The sequence below is a fragment of the Sphingomonas sp. Leaf25 genome (assembly GCF_001421635.1).
GTDB lineage: Bacteria > Pseudomonadota > Alphaproteobacteria > Sphingomonadales > Sphingomonadaceae > Sphingomonas.
Map to the genome: position 1 here is coordinate 234,542 of NZ_LMKU01000012.1, position 16,048 is coordinate 250,589.

At 64.3% G+C, this 16,048-nt stretch carries 17 protein-coding genes; all 17 read left to right on the forward strand.

Annotated features, from left to right (window positions below; all coding sequences use genetic code 11):
- The first annotated feature begins 69 nt into the window (after positions 1-69).
- The 17 genes from ASE78_RS05755 (at position 70) to ASE78_RS05830 (ending at position 16,025) form a co-directional block, all read left to right on the forward strand.
- A complete protein-coding gene (locus tag ASE78_RS05755) occupies positions 70-444 on the forward strand; it encodes an NADH-quinone oxidoreductase subunit A (protein WP_055755923.1) in 375 nt (124 codons plus the stop codon).
- Positions 435-1,004, forward strand: a complete 570-nt coding sequence (locus tag ASE78_RS05760) for a NuoB/complex I 20 kDa subunit family protein (RefSeq protein WP_055755925.1) — start codon at positions 435-437, stop codon at positions 1,002-1,004. The genes ASE78_RS05755 and ASE78_RS05760 overlap by 10 nt, the downstream gene beginning before the upstream one ends.
- Complete coding sequence (locus tag ASE78_RS05765) at positions 1,001-1,858, forward strand: NADH-quinone oxidoreductase subunit C (RefSeq protein ID WP_056494412.1); 858 nt, start codon at positions 1,001-1,003, stop codon at positions 1,856-1,858. Before ASE78_RS05760 ends, ASE78_RS05765 begins: the two co-directional genes overlap by 4 nt.
- Positions 1,858-3,081 carry an NADH-quinone oxidoreductase subunit D gene (locus tag ASE78_RS05770; RefSeq protein WP_056494415.1) on the forward strand — a complete coding sequence of 408 codons (1,224 nt, stop codon included), beginning with the start codon at positions 1,858-1,860 and terminating at the stop codon, positions 3,079-3,081. The genes ASE78_RS05765 and ASE78_RS05770 overlap by 1 nt, the downstream gene beginning before the upstream one ends.
- Positions 3,082-3,104: 23 nt before the next feature.
- On the forward strand, positions 3,105-3,410 hold the full coding sequence (locus tag ASE78_RS05775) for a nuclear transport factor 2 family protein (RefSeq protein ID WP_056495244.1): 306 nt from the start codon (positions 3,105-3,107) through the stop codon (positions 3,408-3,410).
- Positions 3,410-4,102, forward strand: a complete 693-nt coding sequence (locus tag ASE78_RS05780; protein WP_056494418.1) for a complex I 24 kDa subunit family protein — start codon at positions 3,410-3,412, stop codon at positions 4,100-4,102. The genes ASE78_RS05775 and ASE78_RS05780 overlap by 1 nt, the downstream gene beginning before the upstream one ends.
- A complete protein-coding gene (locus tag ASE78_RS19070) occupies positions 4,099-4,269 on the forward strand; it encodes a hypothetical protein (protein ID WP_164490754.1) in 171 nt (56 codons plus the stop codon). Before ASE78_RS05780 ends, ASE78_RS19070 begins: the two co-directional genes overlap by 4 nt.
- A 2-nt stretch (positions 4,270-4,271) precedes the next feature.
- Positions 4,272-5,576: an NADH-quinone oxidoreductase subunit NuoF gene (gene nuoF, locus ASE78_RS05785; protein ID WP_055755934.1), complete on the forward strand. Its 1,305-nt coding sequence runs from the start codon at positions 4,272-4,274 to the stop codon at positions 5,574-5,576.
- A complete protein-coding gene (gene nuoG / locus ASE78_RS05790; protein WP_056494421.1) occupies positions 5,576-7,591 on the forward strand; it encodes an NADH-quinone oxidoreductase subunit NuoG in 2,016 nt (671 codons plus the stop codon). The genes nuoF and nuoG overlap by 1 nt, the downstream gene beginning before the upstream one ends.
- 26 nt (positions 7,592-7,617) lie before the next feature.
- The gene (nuoH, locus tag ASE78_RS05795; protein ID WP_055757243.1) at positions 7,618-8,658 is read left to right on the forward strand and encodes an NADH-quinone oxidoreductase subunit NuoH; all 1,041 of its coding nucleotides are present in this window, start codon (positions 7,618-7,620) and stop codon (positions 8,656-8,658) included.
- Positions 8,655-9,140 (forward strand): NADH-quinone oxidoreductase subunit NuoI, encoded by a 486-nt coding sequence (gene nuoI / locus ASE78_RS05800; RefSeq protein ID WP_056494424.1) that lies wholly within the window; start codon positions 8,655-8,657, stop codon positions 9,138-9,140. The genes nuoH and nuoI overlap by 4 nt, the downstream gene beginning before the upstream one ends.
- Before the next feature lie 109 nt (positions 9,141-9,249).
- A complete protein-coding gene (locus ASE78_RS05805) occupies positions 9,250-9,861 on the forward strand; it encodes an NADH-quinone oxidoreductase subunit J (protein WP_055755939.1) in 612 nt (203 codons plus the stop codon).
- Complete coding sequence (gene nuoK / locus ASE78_RS05810; RefSeq protein ID WP_056494427.1) at positions 9,858-10,163, forward strand: NADH-quinone oxidoreductase subunit NuoK; 306 nt, start codon at positions 9,858-9,860, stop codon at positions 10,161-10,163. Before ASE78_RS05805 ends, nuoK begins: the two co-directional genes overlap by 4 nt.
- Before the next feature lie 31 nt (positions 10,164-10,194).
- Positions 10,195-12,294, forward strand: coding sequence for an NADH-quinone oxidoreductase subunit L (gene nuoL / locus ASE78_RS05815; protein ID WP_056494429.1), 2,100 nt, complete (start codon positions 10,195-10,197; stop codon positions 12,292-12,294).
- 37 nt (positions 12,295-12,331) lie between these two features.
- A complete protein-coding gene (locus tag ASE78_RS05820) occupies positions 12,332-13,885 on the forward strand; it encodes an NADH-quinone oxidoreductase subunit M (protein WP_056494433.1) in 1,554 nt (517 codons plus the stop codon).
- The gene (gene nuoN / locus ASE78_RS05825) at positions 13,885-15,330 is read left to right on the forward strand and encodes an NADH-quinone oxidoreductase subunit NuoN (RefSeq protein ID WP_056494437.1); all 1,446 of its coding nucleotides are present in this window, start codon (positions 13,885-13,887) and stop codon (positions 15,328-15,330) included. Before ASE78_RS05820 ends, nuoN begins: the two co-directional genes overlap by 1 nt.
- The gene (locus ASE78_RS05830; RefSeq protein ID WP_235514890.1) at positions 15,297-16,025 is read left to right on the forward strand and encodes a biotin--[acetyl-CoA-carboxylase] ligase; all 729 of its coding nucleotides are present in this window, start codon (positions 15,297-15,299) and stop codon (positions 16,023-16,025) included. Before nuoN ends, ASE78_RS05830 begins: the two co-directional genes overlap by 34 nt.
- The last annotated feature ends 23 nt before the right edge of the window (positions 16,026-16,048 follow it).

Genomic DNA, 16,048 nt, shown 5'->3' on the forward strand with positions numbered 1-16,048 from the left:
CCTTGATGCCCCGCGCCCATCGGCCTAAAGCCGGGCGCAATCCTTACCGCAACCGCGAGAGACCCTGCCTTGGTCGACCTGTCGCAATATCTGCCGATCCTGATGTTCCTGGGCATAGCCCTGGTGCTGTCGACGGCGTTCGTCGTCCTGCCGATGGTGGCCTCGCGCTTCACCGGCTCGCACAAGCCCACGCCGGAAAAGCTCAGCGAATATGAATGCGGCTTCCCCGCGTTCGAGGATTCGCGCAGCCAGTATGACGTGCGCTTTTATCTGGTGGCGATCCTGTTCATCATCTTCGATCTCGAAGCGGCCTTCCTATATCCTTGGGCAGTCTCGGTTTTCGACCTCGGCTGGACCGCGTGGTTCTCGATGATGATCTTCATCGGCGAACTGGCGCTGGGCCTCGTATATGCTTGGAAGATGGGAGCTCTCGAATGGGAGTAGAACTCACGACGCCGCCGCACGGCTTCGGCGCGGGTAACGCCGCCGGCGTGCCGGCGCAGGCCCCCGATCAGGGTTTCTTCAACGACCTGAACGGTGAACTGACCGACAAGGGCTTCCTCGTCACCTCGACCGAAGACCTGTTCACCTGGGCGCGGACCGGATCGCTGTGGTGGATGACGTTCGGGCTGGCGTGCTGCGCGGTCGAGATGATCCACGTCAACATGCCGCGCTATGACATGGAGCGGTTCGGCGCCGCGCCGCGCGCGTCCCCGCGCCAGTCGGACGTGATGATCGTCGCCGGCACGCTGTGCAACAAGATGGCCCCGGCGCTGCGCCGCGTCTATGACCAGATGTCGGAGCCGAAATACGTCATCTCGATGGGAAGCTGCGCCAACGGTGGCGGCTATTACCACTATAGCTACAGCGTCGTGCGCGGATGCGACCGGGTGGTGCCGGTCGACATCTACGTCCCCGGCTGCCCGCCGACCGCCGAGGCGCTGCTGTACGGCGTGATGCAGTTGCAGCGGAAGATTCGCCGTTCGGGGAGCATCGAACGGTGAGGGCACCCGCACCCCGCTATGCCGCCAACGACGGCGTGATCGATGCGGCGAAAGCGGTGCTCGGCGATCTGCTCGTCGAGGCACAGGACCTCGTCGGCGAAGTGTCGCTGACCGTCGACCGCGACCGGCTCGTCATGGCGATGGAATTGCTGCGCGAGACGCCGGGCCTCAAGTACGAGATGCTGGCCGAGATCGCCGGCGTCGACTATCCGGAGCGGCCTGAGCGGTTCGACGTCGTCTACCATTTGCTGTCGATGACGCGGAACCATCGCATCCGCATCCGGGTGACGACCGACGAGGATCATCCGGTGCCGTCGGTAACGGCGATCTGGTACAACGCCGGCTGGCTCGAGCGCGAAGTGTACGACATGTACGGCGTGCTCTTCACCGGTAATGCCGATCTGCGCCGCATCCTGACCGATTACGGCTTTCGCGGCCATCCGCTGCGCAAGGACTTCCCGCTGACCGGCTATGTCGAGATGCGCTATTCGGAAGAGGCCAAGCGCGTGGTCTATGAGCCGGTGCAACTGGCGCAGGATTTCCGCACGTTCGACTTCATGAGTCCGTGGGAAGGGGCAGAATACGTCCTGCCGGGCGACGAAAAGGCCGCCGAACCCAAGCCCGCCGTCGGGCAGGCGCCCGGCGCACAATCGCCCGCAACCGCCGATCAGGTGAAGCGCGCCGACGAACGGGCCAAGGATGCGACGCCGCAGGTCGACAAGCCGAAAGTGACCGAAAGCGCGGCCGATACCGGTGCGGGCAAACCGCATCCCGGCAACCGGCCCGACAGCAAGCCCGTCGATCCCGACGTACCTTCGCCCGATGCGAAGGCTTCGTCGGCGGAGAACAAGTGATGGCCGATTACGATCAGCACATCGACGCCGCCAACCCGACGCCGGGCGATGTCGAGATCCAGAACTACACGATCAACTTCGGGCCGCAGCATCCTGCGGCGCACGGCGTGTTGCGGCTCGTCACCGAACTGGACGGCGAGATCATCGAACGGATCGATCCGCACGTCGGCCTGCTCCACCGCGGCACTGAAAAGCTGATCGAGTACAAGACGTACGCGCAGGCGCTGCCGTACATGGACCGGCTCGATTACTGCTCGCCGATGTGCATGGAACATAGCTACGTCCTCGCGGTCGAGAAGCTGCTCGACATCGAGGTGCCGCTGCGCGCCCAGTATCTGCGTGTGTTCTTCGCCGAATTGACCCGCATCATGAACCACATGCTGAACCTCGGTTCGCATGTCATGGACGTGGGCGCGATGACGCCGAACCTGTGGATGTTCGAGCTGCGCGAAGACACGATGAACTTCTACGAGCGGGCGTCGGGTGCGCGGATGCACGCGAATTTCCTGCGCGTGGGTGGCGTGCGGCAGGACGTGCCGCTCAAGCTGCTGACCGATATTGCCGAGTGGCTCGACACCCGTCTGCCGCGTCTGTTCGGCGATGCGATCAGCCTCGTCGCCGAGAACCGCATCTTCAAGCAGCGCAACGTCGACATCGCGATCGTCAGCCGCGAGGATGCGGTGCGCTGGGGCTTTTCCGGCCCGATGATCCGTGGTGCGGGCATCCCGTGGGATATTCGCAAGGCGCAGCCGTACGACGCCTATGACAAGGTCGACTTCGACGTGCCGGTCGGCACGCACGGCGACTGTTACGACCGGTTCATGGTCCGCGTCGAGGAAGTGTATCAGTCGGCGCGCATCATGAAACAGTGTCTCGCGCAGATGCCCGAGGGACCGGTTGGCAGCCTCGATCGCAAGGTCGTCCCGCCCAAGCGCGGCGAGATGAAGCAGTCGATGGAAGCGCTGATCCATCACTTCAAGCTGTACACCGAGGGCTATCACGTTCCGGCGGGCGAGGTCTATGTCGCGACCGAAAGCCCCAAGGGCGAATTCGGCATCTACATGGTGTCGGACGGCAGCAACAAGCCGTACCGCGTGAAGATCCGCCCGACGGCGTTCAGCCACCTGCAGGCGATGGACTTCATGTCGAAGGGCCATATGCTTGCCGACATCACCGCCATTCTGGGTGCGATGGACATCGTGTTCGGGGAGTGCGACCGGTGAGCCGGATCGATACGGTAACGGCGATGATGGAGCGCTACAACGCGCGCGACGCGGCGGGATATGCCGCGTTCTTTGCCGACGATGGCTGCGAGGCACTGTATCGCGGTGACGTAGTGCGCGATGGTCGCGAGGGCGTCGAGAGCGGCATGGCGGCGGTGTTCGCCGAGTTTCCGCAGAACCATGCCGAAGTGTTGCAGTCGTTCGAACTGGGTGAGCGTGTCGTGCTGCACGAACGGGTCCGCCGTTCGCCCGATGCCACCCCGTTCGACGTGATGACCGTCTATTCGTTCAGCGGCGACAAGGTCGACCGCGTGGAGTTTATTCGCTGATGGCCGACGCCCCCACCATTCCCGATGAGGCCGAAGTCCGCGCCCGCTGGAGTTCGTTCGCCTGGAACCCGGCGAACGCCGAAAAGGCACGCGAGATCGTCGGCCGCTATCCCGCCGGTCGCCAGCAGTCCTGCACCATCCCGTTCCTCGACCTCGCCCAGCGGCAGGTCGGCGCGGAGACGCAGACGCAAGGGTGGCTGCCGGTTCCGGTGATCGAATATATCGCTCGCGAACTGGGCATGCCCTACATGCGCGTCTACGAGGTCGCGACCTTCTACACGATGTTCAATCTCGCGCCGGTCGGTCGCTATCACGTGCAGGTGTGCGGCACGACGCCTTGCATGCTGCGCGGGTCGGACGACGTGTTCGCCGCGTGCAAGAACCGTGGACTGGTCAAGGGCAAGACGACGCCGGACGGCCTGTTCACGCTGACCGAGGTCGAGTGCATGGGCAATTGCGCCTCCGCACCGATGGTCCAGATCAACGACGACAATTACGAAGACCTCGATTACGATCGCACCACCGCGATCATCGAGGCGCTGGCGAAGGGCGAGACGCCGAAGCCCGGCACGCAGGAGCCCGGCCGCCACACCGTCGAGCCGGTCGGCGAGCCGACCAATCTTGCCGCGATGATGGCCGGAAACCATGATTACCGGCCCGAATGGGGCAACGGCCAGGGGCCTGTGGCATGAAGGCGCTGGGCAGCCTGTTGCTGGCGATCCTCGTCGGGATCGTCGTGTTGTGGATCGCGCTCGAACTGTTCGTCGGCGCGCTCAAGCTGCTCGGCATCGCGATCGGCATCGGCGCGATGGTTGCCGTGTATTTCATCGCCGAGAAGGCGATCGGGAAGGGACGATAAGGATGCTGGCCGACAAGGATCGCATCTTCACCAACGTCTATGGGTTCCAGCCATGGAACCTCGACGCCGCGCAGAAGCGGGGTGACTGGGACAATACGAAGGCGTTGCTGGCGCTGGGGCAGGACAACATCATCGACCGCATCAAGGCGTCCGGCCTGCGCGGGCGTGGTGGTGCGGGCTTCCCGACCGGCACCAAATGGTCGTTCATGCCCAAGGCGCCGAAGCCCGACCGGCCGAACTTCCTCGTCATCAACGCCGATGAATCCGAACCCGGTTCATGCAAGGACCGCGAGATCATCCGCCACGATCCGCACAAGCTGATCGAAGGCGCGCTGGTTGCCGGTTTCGCGATGCGCGCGCGTGCGGCGTACATCTACATTCGCGGCGAATATATCCGCGAGGCCGAGGTGCTGTTCGCGGCGATCGCCGAGGCCTATGCGAAGGGCCTGCTCGGCAAAAACGCCTGCGGGTCAGGCTATGACTTCGACGTGTTCGCCCACCGCGGTGCCGGCGCGTACATCTGCGGTGAAGAAACCGCGATGCTCGAATCGCTCGAAGGCAAGAAGGGCCAGCCCCGGCTCAAGCCGCCGTTCCCGGCGGGCGCGGGCCTGTATGGCTGCCCGACGACGGTCAACAACGTCGAATCGATCGCGGTCGTGCCGACGATCCTGCGGCGTGGCGCGGAGTGGTTTTCCAGCTTCGGCGCGGAGAATAATCGCGGCACCAAGCTGTTCCAGATCAGCGGCCATGTGAACCGTCCGTGCGTGGTCGAGGAAGCGATGAGCATCCCGTTCCGCGAACTGATCGAGAAGCATTGCGGCGGCATCCGGGGTGGCTGGGATAATCTGCTGTGCGTCATCCCCGGCGGATCGTCGGTGCCGCTGGTGAAGGCCGAGCACATCATCGACGCGCCGATGGACTTCGACGGGCTGAAGGCAGTCGGGTCGGGCCTGGGCACGGCGGCGGTGATCGTCATGGACAAGTCGACCGACGTGGTACGCGCGATCAGCCGCTTGTCGTACTTCTACAAGCACGAGAGCTGTGGCCAATGCACGCCGTGCCGCGAAGGCACCGGCTGGATGTGGCGGGTGATGGAGCGGCTGCGGACCGGCGATGCCGATTTGTCGGAAATCGACACGCTGCACCAAGTGACGAAGCAGGTCGAGGGCCACACCATCTGCGCGCTCGGCGACGCGGCGGCATGGCCGATCCAGGGCCTCATCAAGAACTTCCGCCCCGAACTGGAGCGGCGGATCAACGAGAAGCGCGGCGGTGGCTCGCTGCCGATGCAGGAAGCGGCGGAATAATGCCTAAGGTCAAGGTAGACGGGGTCGAGGTCGAGGTGCCGCAGGGTGCCACCGTCCTCCAGGCATGCGAAGCGGCGGGGAAGGAGATTCCCCGGTTCTGCTATCATGAACGGCTGTCGATCGCCGGCAATTGCCGGATGTGTCTGGTCGAGGTGAAGCCGGGGCCGCCCAAGCCGCAGGCATCGTGCGCGCTGCCCGCGGCCGACAATCAGGAAATCCGCACCGACAGCGCGATGGTGAAGGCCGCGCGCGAAGGCGTGATGGAATTCCTGCTCATCAACCACCCGCTCGACTGCCCGATCTGCGACCAGGGCGGCGAATGCGATCTGCAGGACCAGTCGGTTGCCTATGGCCGTGGCCATTCGCGCTATGACGAGAACAAGCGGGCCGTCACCGAGAAGTACATGGGTCCGATCGTCAAGACGGTCATGACCCGCTGTATCCAGTGCACCCGCTGCATCCGCTTTGCCGAAGAGGTCGCGGGCGTCGAGGAGATCGGCGCGATCTATCGCGGCGAGAACATGCAGATCACCAGCTATCTCGAACAGGCGGTGACGAGCGAATTGTCGGGCAATGTCGTCGACCTGTGCCCGGTGGGTGCGCTGACGTCGAAGCCCTATGCGTTCGAGGCACGGCCGTGGGAGCTGAAAAAGACGCTCGCGATCGACGTGATGGACGCGGTCGGCACCAATATCCGCCTCGACGCACGCGGGCGGCAGGTGCTGCGCTGCGTGCCGCGCATCAACGAGGACGTGAACGAGGAGTGGGCGCACGACAAGACGCGCCATGCCGTCGATGGCCTCGTCCGCCGTCGCCTCGACAAGCCCTACGTCCGCAAGGGCGGCAAGCTGGTCGCGGCGGAGTGGGACGAAGCATTCGCGGCGATTGCGGCGGTCAATGCCGGGTCGTCGGTTGCGGCGATCGCGGGCGATCTGCTCGATTGCGAGACGATGTTCGCTGCCAAGGCGCTGGTGAATGCGCTCGGCTCGTCGCTGCTCGAAGGGCGGCAGACGGGCATGGCCTATGACGTCACCAACCTCGGCGCGGTCGCGTTCAACACGACGATCGCCGGGGTCGAGGACGCCGACGCGATCCTGCTCATCGGCAGCGACCTGCGCCACGAAGCACCGCTCATCAACACCCGCGTGCGCAAGGCGATCAAGAAAGGCGCGCGCGTCTTTGCGATCGGGCCCGAAGTCGACCTGACCTACAAGGCCGAATGGCTCGGCGATGATCTGGGCCTGCTGAACGGTCTGCCCGATCGTGCCGCCGAGGCGCTCGATGCGGCCAAGCGGCCGATGGTCATCGTCGGGCCGGGCGCGCTGAAGAAGGGCCATGGTGCCGCGCTCAAGCTGGCGCAGGACGGCAATCTCGTCCGCACGCTGGAGGACGGCACGTCGTGGAACGGCTTCAACGTCGTTCATCTGGCCGCCGCACGAATGGGCGCGCTGATGCTCGGCTATGCGCAGGCGGGGGGTATCGCCGATATTGTCGCGGCGAACCCGAAACTCGTGTTTTTTCTTGGCGCGGACGAAGTCGACTTCGCCCAGTTCGCGAACAGCACCAAGGTCTATATCGGTCATCATGGCGACAAGGGCGCGGCGGCGGCCGACATCGTCCTGCCGGGGGCCAGCTATGCCGAAAAGCCCGGCACCTATGTCAACATGGAGGGCCGGGTGCAGCGCGGCGACCGCGCGGTCTTCGCACCGGGCGATGCGCGCGACGACTGGACCATCCTGCGGGCGCTTGGCGAATTCCTCGGCGTGACGTTGCCGTTCGACGATTTCGCCGGGCTGCGTGCGGCTATGGCGGCGGCGGTTCCCGACCTCGGCCGTGAAGCTTTGGTTCGGTATGACTGGAACCCGCCGGTACTCGACGCTAAGGCATCGGGCGCGGTGACCTATCCGGTCGCCGACTTCTATCTGACCAACGCCATCTGCCGGGCCAGCCCGACAATGCAGCGTTGTTCGGCCGAACTTGTCCATGGCCAGGATTTCGCGGAGGCCGCCGAGTGAGCTTCTTTTCCAGCCCGACGACCGCGATGGTCGGTTGGGGTATGAACCCGAGCGTGGCGTGGACTCTCGCCACGCTGATCGGCATCCTCATCATCGCGCTGCCGCTGATGCTGGCGGTGGCGATGATAATCTACGCCGATCGCAAGATCTGGGCGGCGATGGCGCTGCGCCGCGGACCGAACGTGGTCGGGCCGTTCGGCCTGCTCCAGTCGTTCGCCGACGGGTTGAAGGTGTTCCTCCAGGAAACGATCGTGCCGTCGTCGGCCAATCGCGGGCTGTTCCTGCTGGCGCCGATCATCACCTTCACCGTCGCGCTGATCGTCTGGGCGGTGATCCCGTTCGACGTCGGCATGGTCGTGGCGGACATCAACGTCGGGCTGCTCTATATCCTCGCGGCATCGTCGCTCGGGGTATATGGCGTCATCATTTCGGGCTGGGCGTCGAACTCGAAATATCCCTTCTACTCGGCGCTGCGTGCCGCCGCGCAGATGGTGAGTTACGAAGTCGCGATCGGGTTCGTCCTCATCGCCGTCGTGCTGTGGGCTGGGTCGTTCAACCTGACGACGATCGTCCTCGAACAGCGCGGGCATATCTTCGGCTTCATCAACGGTTTTGGCTTCAATCCGCTGCTGTTCCCGATGGCGGTCGTGTTCCTGATCTCGTCGCTCGCCGAAACCGCGCGTGCGCCATTCGATCTGACCGAAGCGGAGTCGGAACTGGTTGCTGGCTATCAGACCGAATATTCGTCGATGGCCTTCGCGCTGTTCTGGCTTGGTGAATATGCCAACGTTATCCTGATGTGCGCGCTCAACGCGCTGCTGTTCTGGGGTGGCTGGTTGCCGCCGGTCGACTGGGCACCGCTTTATTATGTCCCCGGCATTATCTGGTTCCTCGGCAAGACGTTCTTCTTCTTCTTCGTCTTTAGCTGGATCAAGGCGACGGTGCCGCGTTACCGTTATGACCAGTTGATGCGGCTGGGCTGGAAGGTGTTCCTGCCGATGTCGCTGATCTTCGTCTTCCTCGTCTCGGGCTGGCTGATGATCCAGCGCGTGGGAGTGCCCGCATGAATATCGCCCAGACCATCCGATCGTTCACCCTGTGGGAGTTCGTGAAGGCGCACGCGCTGACGCTGCGGTATTTCTTCAAGCCCAAGGCGACGATCAACTACCCGTACGAGAAGAACCCGATCAGCCCGCGTTTCCGTGGCGAACATGCGTTGCGCCGCTATCCCAACGGGGAAGAACGCTGCATCGCGTGCAAGCTGTGCGAGGCAGTGTGTCCGGCGCTGGCGATCACGATCGAGGCCGAGCCGCGTCAGGACGGCAGCCGTCGCACGACGCGCTACGACATCGACATGACGAAGTGCATCTATTGCGGGCTGTGCCAGGAAGCGTGCCCGGTCGATGCCATCGTCGAGGGGCCGAATTTCGAGTTCGCGACCGAGACGCGCGAGGAGTTGATCTATCACAAGGATAAGCTGCTCGCGAACGGCGACCGTTGGGAACGCGCCATCGCCGCGAACCTTGCGAGCGACGCGCCCTATCGGTAAGGGCGCCGGTGTTCCGTAACGGCGGGGACCGGGTGTTCCGCTCCGCCGATCTAATGACAAGCGTATCGTCCCGCAGCCAGCGGGGCGAACAGGGGGAAGAGCAGCGCTCGTGATCCAGACACTCGCCTTCTATCTGTTCGCCACGATCGTGGTGGCATCGGCTGCGCTGACGATCACGTCGCGCAATCCGGTCCATTCGGTGTTGTGGCTGATCCTCGCCTTCTTCAACGCCGCCGGGCTGATGGTGCTGGCCGGCGCCGAGTTCATCGCGATGCTCCTCGTCATCGTCTATGTCGGTGCGGTCGCGGTGCTGTTCCTGTTCGTCGTCATGATGCTGAACATCGACTTCACCGAGATGCGCGCCGGTTTCGTCCGTTACCTGCCGGCCGGCCTCGCGCTCGCGGTGCTGCTCGCGGTCGAGCTCATCATCGGCGCGTACGCATGGACCGCCGGACGGATCGATCTGGCGCGGCGTGTCGCGCCGGTCGATGTCGCGGTGCCGAATATCGAGGCGATCGGGCGGCTGCTCTATACCCGCTACCTCTATGTGTTCGAGGGCGTCGGCTTGGTCCTGCTGGTCGCGATGATCGGGGCGATCGTGCTGACCCAGCGCGTGCGGGTCGACTCGCGGCGGCAGAATATCCATCGCCAGGTCAGTCGGCGGTCGAAGGATGCGACGCGCAACGTCAATCAGCCCATCGGGCAGGGGGTCGAGTTGTGATCGGGATCACCCATTATCTGGTCGTTGCGGCGATCCTGTTCACGCTCGGCGTGCTCGGCATCTTCCTCAACCGGAAGAACCTGATCGTCATCCTGATGTCGATCGAGCTGATCCTGCTGGCGGTGAACATCAATTTCGTCGCCTTCTCGGCGCAGCTTGGCGATCTGGTCGGTCAGATTTTCGCGATGTTCGTGCTGGCGGTCGCCGCCGGCGAGAGCGCGATCGGGCTGGCCATCATGGTCATCTATTTCCGTGGTCGCGGTTCCATCGCGGTCGACGACGTCAACCGGATGAAGGGGTGATGCCGGTGATTGGGATTTCGGAGGCGTTCGCATGAGCGCCATCCATATCGTCGTGTTCCTGCCGCTGTTGGCGTCGGTCGTCGCGGGACTGTCGAACCGGGCGTTCGGCATTGCGTTCCCGAAGATCGTGACCACGGTGGGGCTGCTGGTCGCTGCCGCGCTGTCGTGGAGCATCTTCGTACCGTTCCTCGCCGGAACCGCGATCGCCGGCGTCGCGCCGGTGTCGACGTGGATCGTGTCGGGCGGAATGGACATCGCATGGGAACTGCGGGTCGATGCGCTGACCGCGGTCATGCTGGTCGTCATCACCAGCGTCTCGGCGCTCGTCCACCTCTATAGCTGGGGCTATATGAGCGAGGACCCCGATCAGCCGCGGTTCTTCGCCTATCTGTCGCTGTTCACCTTCGCCATGCTGATGCTGGTGACGGCCAACAACCTCGTCCAGATGTTCTTCGGCTGGGAAGGCGTCGGTCTGGCGTCGTACCTGCTGATCGGTTTCTGGTTCCGCAAGCCATCGGCCAATGCCGCCGCGATCAAGGCGTTCGTCGTCAACCGCGTCGGTGATCTGGGCTTTATGCTCGGCATCTTCGGCACCTATCTGGTGTTCGGGACGATCTCGATCCCCGCGATCCTCGAAGCTGCGCCGTCGATGGCCGGTTCGACGATCGGCTTCCTGTGGTTCCGCGCCGACACGATGACGGTGTTGTGTCTGCTGCTGTTCATCGGCGCGATGGGCAAGTCGGCGCAGCTCGGCCTCCACACGTGGTTGCCGGACGCGATGGAAGGCCCGACCCCGGTGTCGGCGCTGATCCACGCCGCGACGATGGTGACGGCGGGCGTGTTCATGGTGTGCCGCCTGTCGCCGATGTTCGAAGTGTCGCCGACCGCGCTGTCGGTCGTGACCGCCGTCGGTGCCGCGACCTGCCTGTTCGCCGCCACGATCGGACTGGTACAAACCGACATCAAGCGGGTCATCGCCTATTCGACCTGTTCGCAGCTTGGTTACATGTTCTTCGCGGCGGGCGTCGGTGCCTATGGCGCGGCGATGTTCCACCTGTTCACCCACGCCTTCTTCAAGGCGTTGCTGTTCCTGGGGGCCGGTTCGGTCATCCACGCGATGCACCACGAACAGGACATGCGCTATTACGGTGGCCTGCGGAAGCATATCCCGCTCACCTTCTGGGCGATGATGGCGGGTACGCTGGCGATCACCGGTGTCGGTATTTACGGCATTGGCGGCTTCGCGGGCTATCACTCGAAGGATGCGATCCTCGAGGCGGCATGGGCATCGGGTCCGAACGGCTATGGCGCGTTCTACGTCGGCACGTTCGCCGCGCTGCTGACCAGCTTCTATTCATGGCGGCTGATGTTCCTGACCTTCTTCGGCAAACCACGCTGGGCCGGGTCGGAGCATATCCAGCATGCGGTGCATGATGCCCACGGCTACCACGGTCATGACGACCACGCTCATCATGGTCACGATCAGGAAGCGCATCCGGCGGCGGAAGATGCCGGCCATGCGCCGTCGACGCACGACGCGCATGCTACCGATGTTGTCGAAGGCACGGCGGGCTATCATCCGCACGAAAGCCCGTTGCCGATGCTGATCCCGCTGATCGTGCTGACGGTCGGCGCGGTTGCCGCCGGCTATGTCTTCCATCACTGGTTCATCGAACCGGAGGCGGGTGAGACGTTCTGGAAGGGCAGCCTGTTCTTCAACGAGCATCTGATGCACGCGATGCACGAAGTGCCGTTGATGGTGAAGCTGGCCGCGACGATCGTGATGCTGATCGGGTTCGTGAGCGCGTTCTACGTCTACATCGCCCGGCCGGGCACGGCGGCAGCGATCGCGGAGACGTTCCGCGTGCTGCACCGCTTCCTGCTCAAGAAGTGGTATTTCGACGAGCTGTATCATCTGCTCTTCATCCGACCCTCCTTCGCGCTGGGACGTTTCTTCTGGAAGCGCGGCGACGAGCAGACGATCAACCGCTTCGGCCCCGACGGGTCGGCGGCGCTGGTCGGCCTGTCGAGCCGCTTGGCGGTGCGGATGCAGACCGGTTATCTTTATACCTATGCTTTCGTCATGCTTATCGGCCTGACGGCGGCTGTTACCTGGGCGATCGCGTCGTGATGCGCGGTTCGAAGCAAATGGTTCGGGGGAATAACAAGTGAACGGCTTCCCGATCCTGTCGGCGATGCTGGTCGTACCGGCGGTCGCGGCGGTATTGTGCCTGTTCGTGTCGGCCAACGCCGCACGCTGGACCGCACTGATCGCCACGCTGATCGACTTCGCGCTCGGCATCGTGCTGTGGACCAGTTTCGACGTGGGCGGCGCGCAGTGGCAGTTCGTCGAACATGCCGATGTGTTCGGCCGCTTCGCATGGGCGCTCGGCATCGACGGGTTCGCGCTGATGCTCATCATGCTCAGCGCGTTCCTGATGCCGATCTGCATCGGCGCGTCGTGGCGTTCAGTGACGACCCGCGTGCCCGAATATATGGCGCTGTTCCTCGGCGTCGAAGTGCTGATGATCGGCACCTTCGCGGCGCAGGACCTGCTGCTGTTCTATGTCTTCTTTGAAGGCGGCCTGATTCCGATGTACCTCATCATCGGCATCTGGGGCGGGGCGAACCGCATCTACGCTTCGTACAAGTTCTTCCTGTACACGCTGCTCGGCTCGGTGCTGATGCTGATCGCGATGATCTACATGGTCAATGTCGCGGGCACGTCGGACATTCCGACGCTGATGGCGTATGATTTCCCGGCGCATGTCCAGACATGGCTGTGGCTCGCGTTCTTCGCGTCGTTCGCGGTCAAGATGCCGATGTGGCCGGTCCACACCTGGTTGCCCGACGCGCACGTCCAGGCACCAACCGCAGGGTCGGTCATCCTTGCCGGCGTGTTGCTGAAGCTCGGCGGCTACGGCTTCCTGCGCTTCTCGATCCCGATGTTCCCCGAAGCGACCGGCGAGTTCACCTGGCTGATCTTCGCGCTGTCGGCGGTCGCGGTGGTTTATACCTCGCTCGTCGCGCTGGTGCAGAACGACATGAAGAAGCTGATCGCCTATTCATCGGTCGCGCATATGGCGATCGTGACGATCGGCCTGTTCGCCTTCAACCAGCAGGGCATCGAAGGCGCGATGATCGTGATGCTCAGCCACGGGCTGGTATCGGGCGCGCTGTTCCTGTGCGTCGGCATCATCTACGACCGGCTGCACACCCGCGAGATTTCGCGCTACGGCGGTCTGGCGATCAACATGCCGCGCTATGCGGTATTCTTCCTGTTGTTCACCATGGCGTCGATCGGTCTGCCGGGCACGTCGGGGTTCGTCGGCGAGTTCCTGAGCCTTGCCGGCACCTATCAGGTGTCGACGTGGGCGGCGCTGATCTGCACCACCGGCATCATCCTCGGCGCGGCCTATTCGCTCTATCTCTATCGTCGCATCGCACTGGGCGATCTGGTGCATGACGATGTGAAGGCGATGCAGGACGTCAATCCGCGCGAACTGCTCCTGCTCGCGCCGATCGCGGCGGTGGTGCTGTGGATGGGCGTGTATCCCGAAAGCTTCCTGAAACCCATGCGCGGCGACGTCGCGCTGCTGATCGAACGGATCGAGCGGGCGAACCCGGGGTCGGATTCGCGTCCGACGGCCGGCAATCCGGCGGCTGCGGCCGCGCAACATCACACGAGCGGCGGCGAAGCGGCGCACGGGGAATCGCACTGATGAGCTACGCCCAACAATTGACGATGACGCTGCCCGAGCTGGTGCTCGCGGTGGGGGCGATCGTGCTCATGCTGGTGGCGGCATGGGGTAAGGAGGCGGCGACGCGCGGTGTCAGCATCGCGGCGGTGGTGATCCTTGCCGGTGCGTCGGTCGCGCTCGTCGGCAACGGATCGTCGGGCGGCACCGCGTTCGGCGGCATGTACCGCGCCGATGCCTTCGCCGGTTTCGCCAAGATCCTGATCTTCCTCGCCTCGGCGGTTGCGATCATCGTCGCGCCGCGCTTCTTCGCGCGGACCACGGGTGACGACCTCAAGCCCGAATATCCGATCCTCATCCTGTTGTCGGCCTGCGGCATGGGCATGATGGTGTCGGCGTCGGACCTGCTGCTGCTCTACGTCGGGCTCGAATTGCAGAGCCTTGCCGCCTATGTCCTCGCCAGCTTCATGCGGCGCGACACGCGCTCGGCTGAAGCGGGCCTTAAATATTTCGTGTTGGGCGCGCTGGCATCGGGCATTCTGCTCTATGGCATCAGCCTGGTTTATGGCTTCTCCGGCACGACACTGTTCGACGATATTGCCGCCGCCTATGCTGCCGGGACCAACACCGGGCTGCTGTTCGGGCTGGTGTTCGTGTTCGCGGGGATCGCGTTCAAGCTGGCGGCCGTACCGTTCCATATGTGGACGCCCGACGTGTACGAAGGCGCGCCGACCCCGGTGACGGCGTTCTTCGCATCGGCACCCAAGGTCGCGGCGATGGCCATGGCATTGCGCGTGGCGATCGAGGCGATGGGGCCAGCGGTCGACCAGTGGCGGCAAATCGTGGTGTTCGCCGCGCTCGCTTCGATCGTGCTCGGCGCGGTCGGCGCGATCGGGCAGGGCAATATCAAGCGGCTGCTCGCCTATTCGTCGATCAACAACGTCGGCTTCGCGCTGATCGGTCTCGCGGCCGGCACGCAGGCGGGTGTCGCGGGCGTGCTGTTCTATCTCGCCATCTATATCGTGATGACGCTCGGTTCGTTCCTGATCGTGCTCCAGATGCGTGGCGAAGACGGGCAGCCGGTCGAGAGCGTCGCGAGCCTTGCCGGTCTGTCGCGCACGCGACCGGCGCTGGCGCTGGCGCTGGCGATCTTCATGTTCGCGCTGGCCGGTATCCCGCCGCTGTTCGGCTTCTGGGCGAAGTACGCCGTGTTCGATGCCGCGGTGCAGGCCGGGCTGTTCCCGCTGGCGGTGATCGGTATCGCCGCATCGGTCATTGGTGCCTATTATTACCTGCGCGTCGTCAAGACGATGTACTTCGACGATCCGGCCCCGGCGTTCTCGCGGGAACCGGCCCTCATCGAAGGTGGTCTGATCGCGGCGGCGGCGGTCGTGATCTCGCCAGTTGGCATGTTCCTGATCCCGGCGCTGACCGGGTGGACGATGACGGCGGCGCGGGCACTGTTCTGAGCGTCCGCACCGTCGCCGAAACCGGGTCGACCAACGCCGACCTGCTGGCGGCGTCGACCGAGGGCGCACCCGAGGGCGCATGGCTCAGGGCGGAGCGGCAGACCGCCGGACGTGGTCGCATGGGCCGCACTTGGGCCGATGCGACCGGTAATCTGTTCGCCAGCACCATCGTTCGCCTGCGGTTGGACGATCCGGTCGCACCGTCGCTGGCGCTGGTCGCAGCGGTTGCGCTGCACGCCGCGATCGATAGCGTCCTGCCGGGGCGCGCCGCGATCAAATGGCCGAACGACCTGATGATCGACGGGGCGAAACTTTCCGGCATCCTGCTCGAACGTAGTGGCGAGGCGGTCGTGGTCGGCTTCGGGGTGAACCTTGCCATGGCACCGGTCGTACCCGGTCGGCGGACGATCTGCCTTGCCGATCAGGGGGTACGGATGGCCCCGGACGACATGCTCGACCGGTTGCGTGCATCGTTCGCCCATTGGCTGGCCGAATGGCGTCGTGCAGGGGCTAACGGCATTTGCGATGCGTGGATGCGGGCAGCGCATCCGGTCGGGGCGTCGCTTCGGGTTTCGTTGCCTGACGGGACCCGGACCGAAGGGACGTTTGCCGGTCTGGACCCGTCCGGGGCGCTGCTGCTGGCGCAGGGCGGCGGCGCGGTCCGCACGATCCATGCCGGGGATGTCGACGCCTGAACCGGGACGCTTGTCGAGGGGCA

Bases quoted from the DNA above. Each gene is read 5' to 3' on its own strand.
- nuoG (WP_056494421.1), top strand. From the start codon at position 5,576: ATGCCTAAGGTCAAGGTAGACGGGGTCGAGGTCGAGGTGCCGCAGGGT.
- nuoL (WP_056494429.1), top strand. From the start codon at position 10,195: ATGAGCGCCATCCATATCGTCGTGTTCCTGCCGCTGTTGGCGTCGGTC.
- ASE78_RS05780 (WP_056494418.1), top strand. From the start codon at position 3,410: ATGGCCGACGCCCCCACCATTCCCGATGAGGCCGAAGTCCGCGCCCGC.
- ASE78_RS05770 (WP_056494415.1), top strand. From the start codon at position 1,858: ATGGCCGATTACGATCAGCACATCGACGCCGCCAACCCGACGCCGGGC.
- nuoF (WP_055755934.1), top strand. From the start codon at position 4,272: ATGCTGGCCGACAAGGATCGCATCTTCACCAACGTCTATGGGTTCCAG.
- ASE78_RS05775 (WP_056495244.1), top strand. From the start codon at position 3,105: ATGATGGAGCGCTACAACGCGCGCGACGCGGCGGGATATGCCGCGTTC.
- ASE78_RS05760 (WP_055755925.1), top strand. From the start codon at position 435: ATGGGAGTAGAACTCACGACGCCGCCGCACGGCTTCGGCGCGGGTAAC.
- nuoH (WP_055757243.1), top strand. From the start codon at position 7,618: ATGGTCGGTTGGGGTATGAACCCGAGCGTGGCGTGGACTCTCGCCACG.
- nuoN (WP_056494437.1), top strand. From the start codon at position 13,885: ATGAGCTACGCCCAACAATTGACGATGACGCTGCCCGAGCTGGTGCTC.
- ASE78_RS19070 (WP_164490754.1), top strand. From the start codon at position 4,099: ATGAAGGCGCTGGGCAGCCTGTTGCTGGCGATCCTCGTCGGGATCGTC.
- nuoI (WP_056494424.1), top strand. From the start codon at position 8,655: ATGAATATCGCCCAGACCATCCGATCGTTCACCCTGTGGGAGTTCGTG.